Here is an 18731-nt window from a genome sequence, read left to right on the forward strand (position 1 = left end):
GTCCTCCTGCGTTGGGGGCGGACACCGGCGGTGGCCGGTCAGGGGAAGGGGTGGGGTGCCGGGTTGAGGTCGCCGGGCTCCAGCGGGCGCTCGCGCAGACCGGCGGTGAACAGGCCGGTCCGCATCCGGGGCATGCCGAGCGCCCGCTGCCGGGACCATCCGAAGTCGATGGGGAGCAGGCCGGGGACGAGCACGCTCACGGTGTGCAGTCCCAGCCCCCGCTGCTCGGGCATCGTCTGGTCGACGACCACGACGTCGAACCCCTCGGCCGCGACCGCCGACACGCACCGCTCCAGGTCGTCGCGTACGTCGTCCGAGGCGGGCGCGCCCCACGCGTCGGGCCACTCCAGCTCGGCGACGGTCCGCGGGCGCTCGCGGCCGGGGCCGCGCAGCAGGAAGTCCGCGTGCGCGCCCATCTCCGGTACCCCGTAGACGAGCGGATGGTCGTGCAGCGCCGTGACCAGGTCGAAGTCGGCCGCCATGGCGCGCAGCCGGGTCTCGTCGCGTTCGGTGCGCCCGGGCAGGTTGACGGCGTCGGTGGCGATCTCGCATAGCGCCGAGGCCAGGGCGGACTCCGGGTCGAGGCCGGCGCCGGCGCCGAAGCACATCCGGCCGGGTCCGCCGTCGAACCGTTCGGCGACCGCCGTCACGACGGGGACGGGGAAGGTGATCCGGGTGTCGAAGAACCGGGCCCGGTAGCCGTACATCGCCAGTCGGTCGACCATCGCCCGGGTCGAGCGCCGGGAGCTGCTCGCCGGGTCGATCTCCGGCAGCGGCTGCCGTCCGTACCAGGTGAGCAGGAAGGCGTCGCGCTCGACGACCTCCATCAGGCCGAAGTAGGCGGCCTCGGCCAGGCTGCCGCCGGACGCGCAGCCGTTGGAGCTCTCCTGCACGAACCGGTTCTCCAGGCCCGGGGCGTGGTAGTACGTCAGGATCTCCGGGACCAGGCGGGGCACCCGGTCGCGCAGCGACCAGCCCCACACCCAGGCGATCTCCCGGTCCGGGTGGAAGGGGCGCACGCGCGGGTTGTCCCGGTGGAAGGCCTCGCTGTAGAGGCCGGTCTCCCGCGGGTCGACCGCGTCGGCGCCGAACCGCCTGAGGGAGCCGGTGACGCTCGTGGTCCGGGCGCGCGCCCGCATCCCGGCGTAGCGCTCCAGCCCCTCCAGGATCCCCACGTGTGCGCTGCGCGCGAAGGCGTCGGTGTGGCCGCCCCAGAACGTCTCGCGCAGGTATTCACCCGAGCGCATGGAGAAGCAGCCGATGGTCGCGGAGGTGGAGGTGGACGAGACGTCCTGGACGAGGGAGGGCCCCAGTGCCCCGCACAGCGGGTTCGCGAAGGCCGCCACGTCGATCCCGTACGACTCGACGGGCCGGGTACGGAACACCCCGGGCCGGTGTTTGGGCGCGGGCGGCAGTTCGGGCACGGCCGCGTCGGCGGTGTCCTCGTACGGGGTGGCGCAGAGCGGGCACTCCGGGTCGGGGACCAGCCGATAGCGGCGTACGAGGCCGGTCCGCAGGTCCAGCAGCCGGACGTCGGGGAAGACGCCGCCGGGCCCGGGGGCGCCGGGGCGGGGTTCCCCGGCGGCCGTGACCAGCGCGGCCAGCGCGTCGGCGGCGAAGGGGTGCGCGTACGGCCAGTCCCCGGCGGCCCGGGTGCCGCCGCCGAGTTCGAGGGCGTCGCGGAGGGCGACGGACCGCACCGCCTGCCAGCGGCGTTCCAGGCAGCGGGCGCAGCCGCCGGGCGGCCCGACGACCGCCTGGTGGCCGTACAGGTGCACGGGCACGGCCCGGGCGTCGGTGCTCCCGGGCACGGGCCGGGTGAAGGCGTCGTCGACACCGAGGGGGGTGAGCGTGACCGGGGGCCCGCCGAGCACGGCGAGGGCACGGCCCAGCCGTGCGGTGAAGCGGGCCGCGGCGCCGGGGCCGAGGACGTGGGAGAGGGCGGGGCCGCAGGCCGTCAGCCGATCAGTGGCCGTCAGCGCGTCCGTGGCCGTCAGCGGATCCGTGGTCGTCAGCCGGTCAGTGGTCGTCATCGCCCGGCTCCTGGGCGGTGGTCAGCAGCACTCTGGCGGTGTGGAGTCCGGCCGAGGCCAGGTCCGGGGTCCCGGTGGGTACGGCGCAGGCGTCGCGGCCCGCCGCCCGCAGCCGGTCCAGTACCTCGGACCAGTCGGCGGCGGCCCGGTCCGGGCCGGGGGTCCGGGCGCCGGGTGAGGTCGTGAGCGTCCGGGCGTCGAGGTCGGCCAGGAGCGGGTCACCGGTGTCGGCGCGCCCGCCGGGAGCGGCGTCGTCCCGCTCGTACTGGACGGCGCCCAGCAGGTCCCGCAGCGCGGTCACCGCCGAGGTCTGCCGGTCCAGGGCGGCGCCCACGGCCCAGCGTTCCCCGGCGCGGGCGAGCAGCACGTGTACGCCGGAGCGCGCCGCCTCGCCGAGGTCGAGGAGCTCGACGGGGAGCTCCAGGCGCTCCGCCGACCGTACGAGGAAGACGAGTTCGGCGTCGTGCGCGTCGTCGGTGGCGTCGGTGCCGGTATCGGTCAGCGGTAGCGGCGCTGCCGCGGCGCCGTGGACGGCCCGCAGCAGGGCGTCGTGGGCCAGGGCGGACAGCAGGCCCGCGGCGGCCGCGTCGGCGGGCGAGGGTCCGGCCCCGGCGCCGGCGCGGGTGCGTTCGAAGAGCCGGTCGGCGTTGTGGGGGCCGAAGGGGCGGACGGCGCCGGCGGGCACGAGCGCGGGCTCCTTCGTGACGAGGGAGACGGCCTGCTGCCAGGCGGTGGCCGTGCCGGGCAGACCGGAGGCGACGGTCAGCGAGCCCTCCGCGACCGCGCCCTCGCCCCGGGCGGCGACGCCGTACGCGGGGACGACGTGCTCGGCGTAGACCATTGCGGCGGCGTCCAGCGCCCGCATCCGGGCCCCGGCGACGTGGTGGACGTCGAAGGCCGTGATCGCCCGGGGGCCCGCGCGGCCGGTGCCGAGCTCGACCGCGCTCAGCTTGAGGGGGATCTGGGTCAGCGGTTCGTCGGCGTAGCGCGTGAAGACGCCGGTGTACGGGCGGACCAGTGCGGAGCGCCGGTTCAGCTCCTCCACCAGGGCGTCCGCTGCGCGTGCGGTCTCCAGGGTGGGCAGGGCGGGGGCCGCGCCGGTACCTGCCTCTGCGAGGTCCACGGGGGCCGCGGGCCGGTGGGCGGACTCGGCGGCCGGGGCGCAGAAGGGGCAGCGAGGGTGGGCGTGGAGCGGCTCGGCCGTGACATCGAGGGAGGCCATGTCCTGCACGATCACCTGACCGGCGGTCTCGGCGGGCAGGGCGCCGGAGGTGGTGCGGAAGACCTCGTAGCCCAGCAGGTTGCCGATCATGGCGGCCAGCGGACGCCCGGGCTCTGGGCCGGACGCGGCGGGCCCGCCGGGCAGGGCCAGGGTGCTCCACAGGTCGGCAGCGGCCGCGGCGGCGCCGTCGCGGCCGGCGGCGGCGCCGAGCCGGAGCGCGGCGCAGGCCCAGCAGCCGGGGGTGCCGGAGGTCATGAGCGGTCCGATGACGGCGTCGGCGCCGTACGACCAGGCCGGCAGGAGGGTGCGGCCGGCCGGGATGCCGGCGCGCAGCAGAGGCAGCAGGCGGGCGGGCGCGGTGCGGCCGCCGGTGACGACCACGAGGTCGTAGTCGGACAGTTCGGGCCAGGCGGGTTCCCGTCCCGGGGCCGTCGGCACGGTGCGGAGCTCGACCGGGCAGCCGTCGGCGACGGCCTCGGCCACCTCGGCGTCGAGGGCGGGGGTGCCCGGTACGGGGGTGCCGGAGGCGGGCGGGGCGGAGGCGGGCGTGGCGAGGGCCGGTGTCACGCCGACGACCGCGCAGCCGTTGCGTATCAGGCTCGACGCGCACCAGCGGGCGATGTCGTCGTCGCCGAGGACGGCCACCCGGGTGTGGCGGAAGCGCAGGAAGCGGGCCTCGGCGTCGTCGGAGTAGTGGTCGGCGTAGGCGATCTGCGGGGCGTACCGGCGGGCCACGTCCGGGTCGGGCGCCGCCTGGCCGGCCGCGGGCTCGGCCGGGGTGGTGACGGGCCGGGCGAAGTCCCGTTCGTACAGGGTCCGGACGAGTTCGCCGACCATCGTCTGTTGCGCTTCGCCGAGGCCCCGGCACAGGTCGGCGACGGAGTGCTCGCCGGTGAGGTGGGGGACGATCAGCGTCGCGAAGCGGTAGGCGGACTTGGCCGTGAGGCGGAAGCCGCCGTCCGCGTTGTGGAACAGCACGCCGTCGGGCGTCTCGGTGAACAGCACGTCGCGGCGGATCCGGGGACGGGTCGCGGCAACGGCTTCGTAGCTGGCGTGGGCCATGGGAACACCCCTGGGTGCGGTCTGGGCGGGATCAGGGAGGGAGCAGCCTGGAACGGGGGAGGGAGCCAACAGCGGGGAGGCGTGCGGTGCGGGGACGGAGGACGGGTGCGGGGCGGGGCGGGGACGGAAGACGGGTGCGGGGCGGGGCGGCGCGGGCCGGTGCGGGCGGTGCGGACGGTGCGGGCCGGTGCGCGGTCAGCGCGGCGCGGCCGGGACCGCCGTCTCGTGCGTGCGCACGCGCCAACGCGCGTAGATGCGGAGCAGGTCGTGGAGGCGGTAGGGGCCGGGCGGCCCGTCCTCCAACAGCCCCGCCTCCACGAGCTGTTCGAGTACGGATTCACTCTCCCCGGCCGACGGCTCCGCGGCGGCTCCGCCTGCGCCCAGCCGGAAGAACGCCTCCCGCAGCTCGGGGGCCAGTGCGTCGAGGGCCTGCCCCAGCACCTCGGGGACGGAGAGCCCGGCGTCCTCCGCGAGCGCCAGCCGTGCGGGGGGATCCTCCGCGAGCCAGGCCGCGCAGTCCGCGACGGACAGGCCGGGCCGGGTCAGCAGCCGTCCCGCGGCGATCCGCAGGGCCAGCGGGAAGTGCCCGCACACGGAGGCCAGTTCACGGGTTGCGGCGGGCTCCGCCGCGATCCGTTCCGGGCCGACGAGCCCGGCGAGGAGCCCGTACGCCTCGGCCGGCCGGAGCACGTCGAGGCGGTGCACGGCGCCGCCGTGCGTGGCGACGACCGCGGCCAGTTGGCGCCTGCTGGTCACGAGGACGGCGGCGTCCTGCGCGACGGGCAGCAGCGGCAGCACCTGCCAGGCGCCGGCCGCACCGTCCAGGACGATCAGGCAGCGGCCGGGGGCCGCTTCCGGCAGGAGCCGCGCCGCCTCCTCGACGGCGACCGGGGTCCCGTCCGGCCGGGCCAGCTGAAGGGTGAACACACCGCCGGGGAAGGCCTCCTGCACCTCGTGGGCGGTCTGGCGGGCGAGCGCGGACTTGCCGATGCCCGGCGCTCCCGAGACGACGACCAGGCGCGGTCCACCGGCGGCGGTGAGCCGGGCGGCCATGGCCCTGCGGTCGGCGTCACGCCCGGCGAAGGCCGGGACGGGCGGCAGCGCGCGGACCGGCCGACCCGCGGCGGACGCGCCGGCGGGCAGCGCGGGTGCTCCTGCCGCGGTCGCGGTGCGCGCGGGCCGCGGCGGGGCGGGCGCCAGCTCCTCGGCGCGCAGGATGGCGAGTTCCAGGCGGCGCAGTCCCGGTCCGGGGTCGATGCCGAGTTCGTCCCGCAGCCGGTCGCGCACCGTGCGGTACTCGGCGAGCGCCTCGGCCTGCCGCCCGGTGCGGTAGAGCGCCTCGACGAGCTGCTCGGTGAAGCGTTCGCGCACCGGGTGCCGGCGTGCGCTCTCGTACAGGTCGACCAGGACCTGATGGCAGTTTCCGGCGGCGAGTTCGAGGTCGCAGACCCGTTCCAGCACCCGCAGCCGCTCCTGTTCGAGGGCGGGCACCGCGTCGTGCTGGAGCATGCGCGAGGCGACGTTGGCGAGGGGCTGCCCCTGCCAGAGGGAGAGCGCCTCGCGCAGCCGGTAGAGCTCCTCCCCCGGGTCGCCCGCCGCTGCGGCCCCGGCCGCGAGCGTGCGGAAGTGGACGAGGTCGAGGGTCTCGGTGTCGCTGCGCATCCGGTACCCGCCCGGTACGGCCTCGATGGTGGTCGCGGATATGCCGTACTCGGCGAACAGCCGGCGCAGCCGCAGGACACACGTCTGCAGTGCGGCGCGGGCCGTGGCGGGCGGTTCCTCGTCCCACACGGCGCGCAGCAGGTAGGCGGCCGACACCACCGTGTTCGGGTGCAGCAGAAGGGCGGCGAGGAGACTGGTCGGCTTGGACGGTTTGAGAACGACGGTTTCGGGGCCGTGCGCGATGCTCAGGGGCCCCAAAAGCTGGAACCGGATGATTGATCCCCCGTGTCGGGACACGCATTCCCCCAATGGGGAGCGCGGCGGGGGCGGTGGTCTGCCGGTTCTGCGGGGCCGTCACACGCCGGAAATAGTCCGGACCAATCCCGAAGTTGCCGTCCGCCCCCGTTGGGTGGTGAATAACGGGAACACTACATAACGGATCTTGTGGAAGTCGAGCCGACGGATGGCCCAATTCCTTCCCGTCGACCTTTTCTCCCTTCTCCGTAACCCGGACGCTTCAAGGAGTTACCGCCGGTTCGTCAAAACCGTTAAGCGGTAAACGAATTACTGTGGCGGCGCCATCCAAGCACGATGTCGTGATCCAATTAAGGTGCATAACACGCCACTGATATGGCCGATCTTTATCCCCGTCGCGGGGGCCGCCCTCCGAACTGCCGGAAGCGGCGGTTCACAGGTGCTCAGCCGGGGTTCGCGGTGCGCGCGTGCTCCCCGGACGCCGGCTCAGGCGGAGGTGCGAGCGGGGAGCGCGCGCACGCCGAACCACTGCTCGGCGCCGTACTCCACGAACCGCTCCGCCTCGGTGAACTCCAGCTTCGCCGCGAGGCGCATCGCGCGGTCGTTGGCGCTTTGGGTGCACAGCACGACGGGCTCGCCGGGACGTACGCCGGCGAGCCAGTCGAGGACCGCCGCGCATGCCTCGGCGGCGTACCCGCGGCCCCAGGCCTGCGGCAGGAACATGTAGCCGAGTTCGGTCTCCCCGCCTTCCGGGCGGACGTGTCCGGGACGCCCCGCGTCGCGCGGGTCGAGCGTGACCATGCCGATCATCGCTCCGTCGAGGTCGACCACGAAGAAGCCCGGACGCCGGCCGGGCAGCTCGGGCACCGCACGCTCCAGTTCCTCACGCGGGCGAGAGCCGCCGACGTACGCGCCCACCTCCGGCGAGGCGAACAGGTCGACGAACGCCGCACGGTCCCGCGCCTCGGACTCGCGCAGCACGAGCCGCTCGGTCCGTATCGGGGCGGTCGGCCAGGCCACGTGATCGAGTCCGGTCATGAGCGTCAACGTATCGCAACCTCGGCGCACCGGTCGGGTCAGTCAGGCCCTCAGTCGGGCCACGTGCCGGTGAGCCGGCGGACGGCCACGGCTCCGCCCCGGTCGATGGACGCCTTGACCACGGCGAAGACGGCGCCCTGCAGGACCGCGGCGATGAGGATCTCCCGCCACGACCGGTCCTCGTCGGTGGCGTTCGGCGCGTCGCCCTCGTGGCCGAGCCTCTTCCACACCTGTTTGAACGCGGCGCCGGCCAGCGCGCCTCCGAGGGCGCCGAGAGCCAGCCCCACGGGCTTGTACGCGACTGCCGAAGCCTTCATCAGTGCCTCCTCAGGACGGGTCCGCGTGCGCTTCTCCCCGGCGCCTGCCCGCTCCGACGCGCGCCTAACGCCCGGCCGACGCGCGACTGGCGCCCGGCCCCGGCTCAGCCCCCGGAGTCCGCCAGCTGCCGCTCCGCCGTCTCCAGCAGCATCTCCAGGGCGACCGGGTAGGCGCTGTGCGGCATACGGGCGGCCAGCAGCCCGGCGGTGGCCGCGATGTTCGGGTACGCGTCGGCCGGCAGCCGGGCGTACGTCGACTCCCACCGCTCCTCGTCCGACGCGCGGGCCTGGGCCGTCAGCGCGAGCGGGCCCGCGTCGAGCGCCGCGAAGGCCAGGCTCTGGTCGATGTAGGCGTGGTAGATCCGCACCGCGTCCCCGTCGCCGAAGCCCGCCCCGCGCAGGATGCCCAGGATCGCCTCGTCGGCCGCGATCTCGCGCGGCCGGCCGGTCACCCGGCTCGCGGTCAGCAGCGCGGCCTGCGGGTGGGCGAGGTAGGCGCCGTGGATGCGCAGTCCGAGGGCGCGCAGGTCCTCGCGCCACCGGCCGGTCGGGGCCCAGCCGGCGAGCGCCCGGCCGATCAGCTCCTCGCCGATGGCGAGGGTGAGGCCGTCCATGCCCTCGAAGTACCGGTAGAGCGTGCTGGGGTCCGCGCCGAGGGCGGCGCCGAGCCGCCGGGCGGACAGGCCCGCGCTGCCGTGCTCGCGCACCATCCGCAGCGCCGTCTCGACGATCAGGCGCTCGGAGAGCACCGTCCCCCTGCGGGTCGGCCGCCGCCGCCTGCGCGCCTCCTCGGGAACCACGTCCTTCGCCACGCCGCCCGCCTCCGTAACGTCCCGGCCTTATGCCAACACCATTGACCTTAACTCGGGGCGCCCGGTTCCATCAGCCCCCTGAGGCGCACGCCTCGCCGAGATAAGGACCAAGACATGCGTGTTCTGCTTGTGGGTGCCGGCGGTGTCGGGAGCGCGATCACCAAGATCGCCGCCCGTCGTGACTTCTTCGACCACTTCGTCGTCGCCGACTACGACCCGGCCCGCGCGCAGGCCGCGGTCACGGCCCTGGGCGCCGACGAGCAGCGGTTCAGCGCCTGCCGCGTCGACGCCTCCGACGAGGCGGCGGTGACCGGGCTGCTGACCGAGCACGGGTGCGACGTACTGATGAACGCCACCGACCCGCGCTTCGTGATGCCGCTGTTCAACGCCGCGCTGGCGGCGGGCAGCCACTACGTCGACATGGCCATGTCCCTCTCCCGTCCGCACCCGGACCACCCGCACGCCGAGTGCGGGGTGAAGCTCGGCGACGAGCAGTTCGAGCGGGCCGCGGACTGGGAGAAGTCCGGCCGCCTCGCGCTCGTCGGCATGGGCGTGGAGCCCGGCCTGTCGGACGTCTTCGCCCGCTACGCGGCCGACGAGCTCTTCGACGACATCGAGGAGATCGGCATCCGCGACGGCGCGAACCTGACCGTCGAGGGCTACGACTTCGCCCCGTCCTTCAACATCTGGACGACGATCGAGGAGTGCCTGAACCCTCCGGTGGTGTACGAGAGCGGGCGCGGCTGGTTCACCACCGAGCCGTTCAGCGAGCCGGAGGTCTTCGACTTCCCCGAGGGCATCGGGCCGGTCGAGTGCGTCAACGTCGAGCACGAGGAGGTGCTGCTGGTCCCGCGCTGGGTCGGCGCCCGCCGGGTGACGTTCAAGTACGGCCTGGGCGACGACTTCATCGGCAAGCTCAAGGCCCTGCACGCGCTGGGCCTGGACTCCACCGCCCGGGTCCCGGTCCGCGGCGAGGACGGCGCCGAGGTCCGGGTCTCGCCGCGCGACGTGGTCGCCGCCTGCCTTCCCGACCCGGCGACGCTCGGGGACCGGATGACCGGCAAGACCTGCGCCGGCACCTGGGTCAGGGGCACCAAGGACGGCCGGCCGCGCGAGGTGTACCTCTACCACGTGGTCGACAACCAGTGGTCGATGCGCGAGTACGACTCCCAGGCCGTCGTCTGGCAGACCGCCGTGAACCCGGTGGTGGCGCTCGAACTCCTCGCGACCGGCGTGTGGTCCGGGGCCGGGGTCCTGGGCCCCGAGGCCCTGCCGCCGGTACCGTTCCTCGACCTGCTGACGGCGTACGGCTCGCCCTGGGCGGTACGCGAGCAGGGACCCACCCCCGCTCAAGGCCCCACCCCCGCTCCGGGCCGCTGACACCGCCCGCTGCGCCCGCAACGCCCGCCGGACGGAACCGGATTGATCATCTTTGGCGTCTTTGTCACCACGTAGCCGTCAAAGGGAGAGGAGAGGCGACGTGGAGCAGACCCGTCGTGCCGTACTGACTCTGGGAGCGGGAGTGGCGCTGGGCGCGGCCCTGCCGGCGGGCGCGGCCCGTGCGGCGACGCCCGGCGGGGAGGGCGAGGCCGTGCGGCGGCTGCGCGCGCTGGAGCGCGAGTACGGCGCGCGGGTGGGGGCGTACGCGCGGGACACGGGCACGGGCCGGACGGTGCGGTACCGCGCCGACGAGCTGTTCCCCATGTGCTCGGTGTTCAAGGCGCCGGCCGCGGCGGCCGTCATGCGGGACCTGGACCGCGACGGCGCGTTCCTCGCCCGGCGGATCCGCTACACGCGGGGCGACGTCACCGGCGCGGGCGGCGGCTCGGTGACCGAGCTGCCGGAGAACATCGCCCACGGGCTGACGGTGGCCGAGCTGTGCTCGGCCGCCATCGCCCAGAGCGACAACTGCGCCGCGAACCTGCTGCTGCGCGAGCTGGGCGGGCCCACGGCGATCACCCGTTTCTGCCGTTCCGTCGGGGACCGCACGACACGGCTCGACCGGTGGGAGCCCGAGCTGAACTCGGCCGAGCCGTCGCGGGTGACCGACACCACCAGCCCCCGGGCCATCGCGCGCACGTACGGGCGGCTCGTGCTCGGCGACGCGCTCGTCCCGCGGCACCGGGAGCTCCTGACACGGTGGCTGGTGTCCAACACGACGAGCGGCGAGCGGTTCCGCGCCGGGTTGCCCCGCGACTGGGTGATCGGGGACAAGACGGGCGCCGGGTCGTACGGGACCAACAACAACGTGGGCATCGCCTGGCCGCCCGGGCGGCCGCCCGTGGAGCTGGCCGTGCTGACCACCAAGCCGGACGCGGCCGCGCCGCGCGAGAACGCCCTGGTCGCCCGGGCGGCCGAAGTGCTGGCGGCGGCACTCACCTGAGGCGCGGGCGGCGGCGCTCACCTGAGGCGCGGGCGGCGGCCTGCGACCGCGGGACGACAGTACCCCTGCGCCCGGCGCCGCTCACCCGTGCGGGGTCCGAGGTGTGCCGGACCCCGCCGTGGGCAGGCGGATGGCATGAGCGTGTACGTCGGCACCTCCGGGTGGCAGTACCGCGACTGGTCGGGCGTCCTGTATCCGCCGGACCGGCCGCAGCGCCTGTGGCTGGAGGAGTACACCGGTCATTTCCGCACCGTGGAGAGCAACGCCGCCTTCTACCGGCTGCCGACACCCGAGACGTTCGCCCAGTGGCGTGCCCGCACGCCGCCCGGTTTCGTCATGGCCGTCAAGGCCAGCCGCTTCCTGACGCACGTCAAACGCCTGCGCGAGCCCGCCGAGCCGGTTCACCGCCTCATGGCGCACGCCGCGTCCCTGGGCGACCGGCTCGGACCGGTCCTGCTCCAGCTGCCGCCCACACTGCGAGCCGATCCGGCCGCCCTCGACGCGTGCCTGGCCTGCTTCCCGGCCGGTACGCGTGTCGCGGTCGAGCCCCGGCACGAGTCCTGGTGGACCCAGGACGTGCGCTCGGTCCTGACCGACCGCGGCGCAGCCCTGTGCTGGGCCGACCGCGGATCGCGGCCCGTGACACCCCTGTGGCGCACCGCGGACTGGGGATACGTGCGGTTCCACGCGGGCCGCGCCCGGCCGGCTCCCCGCTACGGCCGGACGGCCCTGCGCACCTGGGCGGCCCGGATCGCGGACACCTGGCCGGCGGGCGCGGACGTCTTCGCGTACTTCAACAACGACGCGGGCGGAGCGGCCGTGGCCGACGCCCGGGCGTTCGTCAAGCTGGTGCCGTCCCCTGCATGGGGGCCGTCCCGGGCGCACGCCGGCGCATGACGTCGGGGTGCGCCCGGAATTCCCGCTACCGCGGAGGCCGCCGACGGCCGTGTCAGCGACCGACTCGTCCACACCGTCAACCGGCCCACAATCCACTGATCTTGGCGGTACCGTGCTGCTCCAGCGGGCTGACGTGGCGCCTTCGAAATGCCACGATGGTCCGTGCTTCAACAGTGTGCCGTTCGGGACGCTACGAAAGCGGCGCCGGCGTGACCCGGAGGGCGGCCCTACCCCACGAAAGGGCGGACACCCATGCGCGTTATACCCTTCGTATGGCCCTTAGGCAGCGGCCGCGGCGCGGCCGCGGACGACGCGGTGCGGCTCTACTACAGCCGCAAGACACAGGAGATACTGCACAAGTACGGTCCGGGCCCACGCGTCCACTTCCATGTGGGGCTGTATCCGGACGGCCCACCGGACACCACCGTCGCGCAGGGCACGCTGAAGCAGAGCCTGCTCGACGCGCAGGAGCGGATAGTCGACCACGCGGCCCGTTCGTGGGGCGCGTACGAGGCCCCTCCCCGGCGGCTGCTCGACATCGGCTGCGGCCTGGGCGGCACCTCGCTGTACTGGGCGCAGGAGCACGGGGCGTCGGTCACCAGTCTCACCATCACACCCGAACACCTCCCTATCGTCCGGGACTTCGCCCGTCAGGCCGGACTCGCGGAGCGCGTGGAGCCCGTACTTGCGGACGTCCACGACCTCGACCAGACCCGCGTCTACGACGCCGTCTACGCCAACGAGAGCAGCGGATACACCGACCGGGCCCGGCTGTTCGAGGTCGTCGCCAAGGCCCTCGTACCCGGGGGCTGGTTCGGGATCCAGGAGCACTTCGTGGGCGCGTCCGAGTGGCGGGAGTTCATGGACGGCTACTACAGAACGCGGCTGGGCCGGCGCTGCGACTACCTGGCCGCGGCCGAGGCGGCCGGCTTCGAGCTGGTGCAGGACGAGGACGTGACGGATGCGGTGGCCGAGTTCTGGGTGCAGTCCATGGCCTGGAACACCGCCGAACTCGACCGGCTGAGAGCGGGCTCCGGCGCCGAACCCGGAGCCTGGACCGCCGACCGGCTCGAAGAGTCGACGATCGCGCACAGCAAGTTCTTCCGGCTGTGGCGTGACCACGCGGTCGAGACGCGGCTGCTGCGCTTCCGGGTCGGCGGTGGCCGATGACCATGCCGCCACGGCCCTCGCTCCTGGGCAGGGGGCTGCCGCCCTTCTACTGCCCCCTGCCGCGCGACCTCGTCCATCCCGACGCGAAGGAGGTGGAAGCCCGGGCGGTCGAGTGGCTCGACGCCTTCGGCCTGTACCCCGACCCGGTCGAGCGCGCATGGGGGCTCGCCACCCACAGCGCCGACTTCTCCTGCCGGATCATCCCCGACGGGGACGCGGAAGCCGTCCTGCTGTTCACCGAGTGGAACTACTGGGCCAACGCCGTCGACGACTGGCAGGATTCCGGTTCCGACGAGGTGGGGACGGCGGCCGTCGTCGAACACGGGGCACGGCTGCTGCGCACCATCGAGGACCCCGGGGCGTCCCTGCTGCCCGAGGGGCCCATGAACCGCGCGCTGCTGGACCTGGTCGGCCGCACCCACGCCCTGCTCACCCCCTACGAGCTGCGCAGATTCGTCGAGGGGACGCGGGACTGGCTGCTCGGGGCGGCCTGGCGCGCCGCCCGGGCGGAGGAGAGATCGATGCCGGGGCTGAACGACTTCGTCGCCATGGGGCCGCTCGCGAACGGCACGCGGTTCTCGCTGACCTGGTCGGACGTCGCCCGCCGGGACCGGCTGCCGGCGGACGTCCTGTGCTCTCCCGCCCTGACGGCCCTCACGGACGCGGCCGGTTTCGTCGTCAGCGCCGACAACGACCTCTTCTCCTACGACAAGGACGACCACCTGGAACCGCGCGAGGTGAACCTCGTCAACGTCCTCGCCCATCGGGAGGGCTGCTCCCCGGCCGAGGCGGTACCTCTCGCCGTGGCGTTGCGTGACCGGGTGATGGTCCTCTTCCTCCGGCTGCGGGCACGACTGGAGCACGGCGCGGACCGTGAACTGCGCCGACACCTGGCGGCGTTGGGCCACTACGTCGCCGGCTGCATCGCGTGGCAGACCCGTGCGCCCCGGTACGCCAGCCCGCGCAACCGCTACGAACTGCCCGTCATGGAGGCCGCGTTCACGGTCCGGTTCGCCGACGGCCCCAGCGACACGGGGACCGAGCCGCCGGACCTGCCGGCCCTGGCGGCCTGGTGGCGGCACCTGCGCGACTGAGCGACGAACACAGGGCCCCGGCCGTACGGCCGGGGCCCTGTGGGGAGCGGCAGGCTCAGCGGCGGCCGAACAGCCGGCGCCACCAGCTCACGCCACGGCGCCTGCGGCCGCCGCCGGCGGCGGCGACCGCGGGGGGCGCTGCCGGCTGCGGCGGGATCACCGGGTGGACGGGGTGCCCGGCGGGCTGCTCCACCGGGAGCTGCGGGGCCGGGGCCGGTACCGAGCGCGGGGCGAACCGTACCGGCAGGGACAGCAGGTGCCGTGACATCAGGGTGCCCCGCCACTGGAGCTCGCTCGCGTCGACGGCCAGCTGGATGTCGGGCAGCCGGTCCAGCAGGACCTCGATGCCGGTGTCCGCGATGGCGCGCCCGATGTCCTGGCCCGGGCACTCGTGCGGACCGCTGCTGAAGGCCAGGTGGGAGCGGTTGCCGTGGACGGACGCGGCCGGGTCGGGCCGGATCTGCGGATCGGCGTTGCCCGCGGCCAGGCCGAGCAGGATCATGTCCCCGGCCTTCAGCTGCTGGCCGCCGAGCACGGTGTCCCCGGTGGCCCAGCGCCCGATGATCGTGTTGATCGGCGGGTCGTCCCAGAGGACCTGCTCCAGGGCGTCGGGCAGGGTCATGTGGCCTCCGGAGAGGCTCGCCCTGAACCGCGGGTCGGTCAGCACGGTGCGCAGCGTGTTGGCGATCAGGTTGGCGGTGGTCTCGTACGCCGCGATCAGCACGACGCGCAGGTGCATGAGCACTTCGGTGTCGGTGAGGTCCGCGGGGTGCTCGATCAGCCAGGAGGCGAGGTCGCGGGCCGGCTTGGCCTTGCGCTCCACGACCAGGTTCTCCAGCGTGGTGGTGACGTACCGGTCGCTCTGGAGGGCCGTCTCCGTCCCCTGGAGCATGTCGCGCGCCGCGTTGACCAGCAGCGGCCCGTGTTCGTCGGGGGCGCCGATGAGCTGCGTCATGACCAGCATGGGGAGCTGGTCGGAGAAGGCGGGCACCAGGTCGGCGTACCCCTCGGCCGCGATCTGGTCGACGAGCTGGTTGGCGAAGCGCGTCACGTAGCGGCGGATGCCGCGCTTGTCGAAGCGTTCCAGGGACTCCACCACGGCTGCGCGCAGCCGCTCGTGGACGGGGCCGTCGGTGAAGTTGCACACCGGCACCCACGAGACCATGGGCCCGAGCGGGGTGTCGGCCGGCACCCGGCCCTCCCTCAGGTCGCGCCAGCCCCGGGGGTCGCGGGCGAAGAGCGACGACGTGCGGGCGACGTCCAGGTTCTCCCGGTGGCCCAGGACCAGCCACGCCGGGAGGTCCCCGCTCACCAGGACCGGGGCCACCTGGCCGTACTCGGCCCGCAGCTTCTCGTACAGGGCGAAGGGGTCCGCCTCGGCTTCCGCTCCGTGCAGGCGGTACAGGCCGCCCGCGGTCGCCGCGGCGTGGGCGGGGCACTGGGGCGGTGGGGTGGGGGTGGTGCTCACATTGCCTCCTGGGTGGCTGCCTGGGAGTGCAGGTAGCGCATGAGGGTCAGCAGGACGTCGCGGGACGATTCCCGCCTTCTGGCGTCGCAGACGAGGATCGGGACGGCGGGCGGCAGGTCGAGGGCCTCGCGCAGCTCCTCCAGCGGATGCTCTGGCGCGCCGGGGAAGGAGTTGACGGCCACGACGAAGGGGACGCCGCGTTCCTCCAGCCGTCCGATGACGTCGAAGCTGATCTCCAGCCGACGGGTGTCGAGGAGTACGACGGCTCCGAGCGCGCCTTCGAACAGCCCGCGCCACAGGAACCAGAAGCGCTCCTGGCCGGGTGTCCCGAACATGTACAGGACGAGTTCGTCGTTGATGCTGATGCGGCCGAAGTCCATGGCCACGGTGGTGGTGATCTTGCGGGCGACGCCCCAGGTGTCGTCGACGCCGACACCGGCCCTGGTCATCGTCTCCTCGGTGGTCAGCGGCTTGATCTCGCTGACCGCACCGACCATCGTCGTCTTGCCCACGCCGAAGCCGCCGACGATGACGACCTTCACGGCCGCCGCGGCCGTCTGCGGCAGTATGTCCGCCTCGCGCGGCCCGGCGGGCGGGTCAGAGCTTCTGAAGTCCATCGATCACTGCCTCGATCAGAGCAAGGTCGGGTAGCTGCGCGGTGGGAATGGGCGGGCGGACGTGCACGCGTTGGGCGGCCATCAGGTCTCCGACCAGCACGGTGACGACGCTCACGGGCAGGCCTACGTACGCGGCGATCTCGGCCACCGACAGCGGTGACTGGCACATCCGCAGGATGGAGGCCTGCTCGGGTTGCATCTCCGGCCGGGGAGGCCCTTTGGCCACCACTAAGGTCACGAGGTCCAGCCGGACGGAGGTGGAGGGCCCACTGCGTCCGCCGGTGATGACATAGAGCCGTTCGGGACTGGCGTCCTCCCAGCTTGCGGGCGGCTCTTTCACGCGGGCTGCCCGTCATGCCGCGGCGGGCTGCTCAGGTGGTCCCCCATTCGGGTCACCAGGTTGCGCATCTGCGCGCCCATCAGGCCCGCGTCGACACCCTCGTCGGCGAGGACCGCGAGGTAGGAGCCGTCTCCGGCGGCCATCAGGTAGAAGAACCCGCCGTCCATCTCGATCACGACCAGCCGCATTCTGCCCTCGGAGCTGGGCAGTTCGGCGGCCACCGCTCCGGCGAGGCTCTGCAGGCCCGCGCAGGCGGCCGCCAGGCGGTCGGCGGTGTCCGTCTCGGCCCCGTACTGCGCCACGCAGAGCCCGTCCGCGGACAGGACGATCACGTGCCGCGTCTGCGGCACTCCGGCTGCCAGATCCTTGAGCATCCAGTCCATGCTGCTTCGCTGAGTCATCACTGTTTACGCCCCTTTGGTCGCTGAACCCGACGAGTCCTGGGCGCCCGGTGCGTCCTGGCCGGGCTCACCGGCCAGTCCGCTGTGGAACGCCTCCAGCCACATTCCGGGGCCGTTTTCGTCCGCCGCCTGCGCCCTCGCGGCCGGCCGGACGTCGGAGGTGGTGACGCGGTCCTTCCGGCGCCGCTGCGGCAGACCCGTCGCGGTGCGTTCGGAGGCCGGCCCGCCGCCGGCGGGAGTCGGCCCGGGCATCGGCCCGGACAACGGCGCCGGAGCCGGCCGGGGCACGGACACGCCGACGGACGACGCGTCGACGGGGTGCTCGCGCGGTGTGGCGGACACCGCCCTGGGCCCCGAGGAGGAGCCGATGCCGTGCGCGAGACCGGTCGCCGCGGACGCGGTGGTGATCAGGTGCTGCGGCACGATGACCACGGCGCGGACGCCGCCGTACGCCGAGGAGCGCAGCGACACCTGGAACCCGTACGCCTGCGCCAGTCGGCCGACCACGGCCAGGCCTAGCCGCGGCGTCTCGCCCAGGTCGTTGAGGTCGATGCCGGACTGTGCCTGCGCCAGCATCCTCTCGGCGCGGGCGCGGGCCTCCTCGCTCATGCTGAGGCCGCCGTCCTCGATCTCCACGGCGATGCCCGACTGCACCTCGACGGCGGTCAGGTGGACCCGGGTGTGCGGCGGGGAGTAGCGGGTGGCGTTGTCCAGCAGCTCCGCGAGGGTGTGGATCAGCGGTTCGACGACCGGGCCGACGACGGCGACCTCGGTGACCGAGTGGAGTTCCACGCGCTGGTAGTCGATGATCCGCGACATCGCGCCGCGCATCACGCTGTAGAGGGTGACGGCCCTGCTCCACTGCCGGCCGGGGCGCGCACCGCCGAGGACCGAGATGGAATCGGCGAGCCTGCCGATGAGGGCGGTGCCGTGGTCGAGTCGCAGGAGGTCGCCGAACACGTCCGGGTTGCGGCCGTGCCGGTCCTCCATCTCCCGCATCTCGTGGGCCTGCTGGTGGACGATCGCCTGTACGCGGCGGGCGACGTTCACGAAGGCCCGCTGCGCCGAGTCGCGCAGGCTCTCCTCGTTGTCGACGGCGTCGATGACGTGGGTCAGTACGTCCTGGAGGGCGGTCCTGAAGCGGGGGGTGAGGGCGGCGTCGTTGCCCCAGCGGTTGCCGTGCCCGGCGCGGCCGCCCAGGGAGGTGAGCACCTCCTCGGCCACCTCGCCCCGGCGCAGTCGCTCGATGGCCTCGGGGAGCACGACGGCGGACAGTCGGGTCGCCTCGGTCTCCTGGCGGGCCAGGGTGTGCTGGAGTGCGGCGATCTGGGCGCCGCGGGCGGCGAGCGCGCGGCCGCGCCGTAAGGCTTCCACGAACACCGTGGCGGCGCACAGGGCGCCGGCGGCGACCAGGATGGTGCCGACCGGCTCGGAGGAGGAAACAAGCGCCCCGACCAGGCAGACGGCGGCCAGGGATCCGATCACGGGCAGTGCCCGGCCTGCCCCCACCTCCGGGCGGACCGTTTCGGGTGGAATGTCTCTTTGCTCCATCGACGTCCTCGAATTATCGGAAAAGGGTTACCTTCTGATCGGTGGGGGGAGCATAACTAGGCCCAACTGCACGCACGGGCGCTTTCGTTGGAGTTCATCGGACCGAAGGAACCGTTTTGCGTCATATCCGGCGCCGCTTTCCGGCCGTCACGCCGGGCGGTCCTCGGCGGCGGGCGACGTAAAGGGAGGTCGACGGCCCACCGGCGCCCTCGGCGGCACGGGCCTCCACCCCAGGATCCCCGCGGGCGCCGGCCGCGCCGCCCGTGCGCCGGGTGGCGCCCCGGGCGGAAATCCGCTAGTGCCGCGCCAGGCAGCGTTTGCCCGTCAGGAGCGGCGTCCGGTGCGTGCTCTCGGCGTGCCGGCCGGGAGCGCTCGTACGGGACGTACGTGGCTTTCGGCCGGTGCGGCG

Annotated in this window: 16 protein-coding genes; 5 read left to right on the forward strand and 11 right to left on the reverse strand. The window is 73.9% G+C overall.

Annotation, left to right across the window (positions count from 1 at the left end; genetic code table 11):
* Nucleotides 1–38: 38 nt before the first annotated feature.
* From ACFWFZ_RS20800 to ACFWFZ_RS20825, 6 genes are all read right to left on the reverse strand, one after another.
* Nucleotides 39–2033, reverse strand: a complete 1995-nt coding sequence (locus ACFWFZ_RS20800; RefSeq protein ID WP_387124263.1) for a TOMM precursor leader peptide-binding protein — start codon at nucleotides 2031–2033, stop codon at nucleotides 39–41.
* A complete protein-coding gene (locus ACFWFZ_RS20805; protein ID WP_387124264.1) occupies nucleotides 2020–4317 on the reverse strand; it encodes a TOMM precursor leader peptide-binding protein in 2298 nt (765 codons plus the stop codon). Before ACFWFZ_RS20805 ends, ACFWFZ_RS20800 begins: the two co-directional genes overlap by 14 nt.
* 195 nt (nucleotides 4318–4512) lie before the next feature.
* Nucleotides 4513–6237 carry a BTAD domain-containing putative transcriptional regulator gene (locus tag ACFWFZ_RS20810; RefSeq protein ID WP_387124265.1) on the reverse strand — a complete coding sequence of 575 codons (1725 nt, stop codon included), beginning with the start codon at nucleotides 6235–6237 and terminating at the stop codon, nucleotides 4513–4515.
* A gap of 483 nt (nucleotides 6238–6720) precedes the next feature.
* On the reverse strand, nucleotides 6721–7272 hold the full coding sequence (locus ACFWFZ_RS20815) for a GNAT family N-acetyltransferase (protein WP_387124266.1): 552 nt from the start codon (nucleotides 7270–7272) through the stop codon (nucleotides 6721–6723).
* A 50-nt stretch (nucleotides 7273–7322) separates the two neighbouring features.
* Nucleotides 7323–7589: a DUF4235 domain-containing protein gene (locus ACFWFZ_RS20820; protein ID WP_387124267.1), complete on the reverse strand. Its 267-nt coding sequence runs from the start codon at nucleotides 7587–7589 to the stop codon at nucleotides 7323–7325.
* 104 nt (nucleotides 7590–7693) lie between these two features.
* Nucleotides 7694–8401, reverse strand: coding sequence for a TetR/AcrR family transcriptional regulator (locus tag ACFWFZ_RS20825; protein ID WP_387124268.1), 708 nt, complete (start codon nucleotides 8399–8401; stop codon nucleotides 7694–7696).
* 114 nt (nucleotides 8402–8515) lie between these two features.
* Between ACFWFZ_RS20825 and ACFWFZ_RS20830 the strand changes: the two genes are divergently transcribed.
* The 5 genes from ACFWFZ_RS20830 (at nucleotide 8516) to ACFWFZ_RS20850 (ending at nucleotide 13945) form a co-directional block, all read left to right on the forward strand.
* A complete protein-coding gene (locus ACFWFZ_RS20830) occupies nucleotides 8516–9781 on the forward strand; it encodes a saccharopine dehydrogenase family protein (RefSeq protein ID WP_387124269.1) in 1266 nt (421 codons plus the stop codon).
* 100 nt (nucleotides 9782–9881) lie between these two features.
* Nucleotides 9882–10784, forward strand: a complete 903-nt coding sequence (gene bla, locus ACFWFZ_RS20835) for a class A beta-lactamase (RefSeq protein WP_387124270.1) — start codon at nucleotides 9882–9884, stop codon at nucleotides 10782–10784.
* 135 nt (nucleotides 10785–10919) lie between these two features.
* Nucleotides 10920–11681, forward strand: a complete 762-nt coding sequence (locus ACFWFZ_RS20840; RefSeq protein WP_387124271.1) for a DUF72 domain-containing protein — start codon at nucleotides 10920–10922, stop codon at nucleotides 11679–11681.
* Nucleotides 11682–11933: 252 nt separating this feature from the next.
* Nucleotides 11934–12851, forward strand: a complete 918-nt coding sequence (locus ACFWFZ_RS20845) for an SAM-dependent methyltransferase (RefSeq protein WP_387124272.1) — start codon at nucleotides 11934–11936, stop codon at nucleotides 12849–12851.
* The gene (locus tag ACFWFZ_RS20850) at nucleotides 12848–13945 is read left to right on the forward strand and encodes a hypothetical protein (protein ID WP_387124273.1); all 1098 of its coding nucleotides are present in this window, start codon (nucleotides 12848–12850) and stop codon (nucleotides 13943–13945) included. Before ACFWFZ_RS20845 ends, ACFWFZ_RS20850 begins: the two co-directional genes overlap by 4 nt.
* A gap of 55 nt (nucleotides 13946–14000) precedes the next feature.
* Here the strand turns inward: ACFWFZ_RS20850 and ACFWFZ_RS20855 are convergent, their stop codons facing one another.
* From ACFWFZ_RS20855 to ACFWFZ_RS20875, 5 genes are read right to left on the reverse strand one after another with little or no spacing between them, the layout of a single operon-like run.
* Nucleotides 14001–15413 (reverse strand): cytochrome P450, encoded by a 1413-nt coding sequence (locus ACFWFZ_RS20855; RefSeq protein ID WP_387124274.1) that lies wholly within the window; start codon nucleotides 15411–15413, stop codon nucleotides 14001–14003.
* Nucleotides 15410–16030, reverse strand: a complete 621-nt coding sequence (locus tag ACFWFZ_RS20860) for an ATP/GTP-binding protein (protein WP_387124275.1) — start codon at nucleotides 16028–16030, stop codon at nucleotides 15410–15412. The genes ACFWFZ_RS20855 and ACFWFZ_RS20860 overlap by 4 nt, the downstream gene beginning before the upstream one ends.
* Nucleotides 16011–16370 (reverse strand): DUF742 domain-containing protein, encoded by a 360-nt coding sequence (locus tag ACFWFZ_RS20865; protein WP_387124276.1) that lies wholly within the window; start codon nucleotides 16368–16370, stop codon nucleotides 16011–16013. The genes ACFWFZ_RS20860 and ACFWFZ_RS20865 overlap by 20 nt, the downstream gene beginning before the upstream one ends.
* Nucleotides 16367–16771 carry a roadblock/LC7 domain-containing protein gene (locus tag ACFWFZ_RS20870; RefSeq protein WP_030031532.1) on the reverse strand — a complete coding sequence of 135 codons (405 nt, stop codon included), beginning with the start codon at nucleotides 16769–16771 and terminating at the stop codon, nucleotides 16367–16369. The genes ACFWFZ_RS20865 and ACFWFZ_RS20870 overlap by 4 nt, the downstream gene beginning before the upstream one ends.
* A gap of 6 nt (nucleotides 16772–16777) precedes the next feature.
* Nucleotides 16778–18322 carry a sensor histidine kinase gene (locus tag ACFWFZ_RS20875; RefSeq protein ID WP_387124277.1) on the reverse strand — a complete coding sequence of 515 codons (1545 nt, stop codon included), beginning with the start codon at nucleotides 18320–18322 and terminating at the stop codon, nucleotides 16778–16780.
* Between the last annotated feature and the right edge of the window lie 409 nt (nucleotides 18323–18731).

Source organism: Streptomyces sp. NPDC060232, assembly GCF_042726555.1.
Taxonomy (GTDB): Bacteria; Actinomycetota; Actinomycetes; order Streptomycetales; family Streptomycetaceae; genus Streptomyces.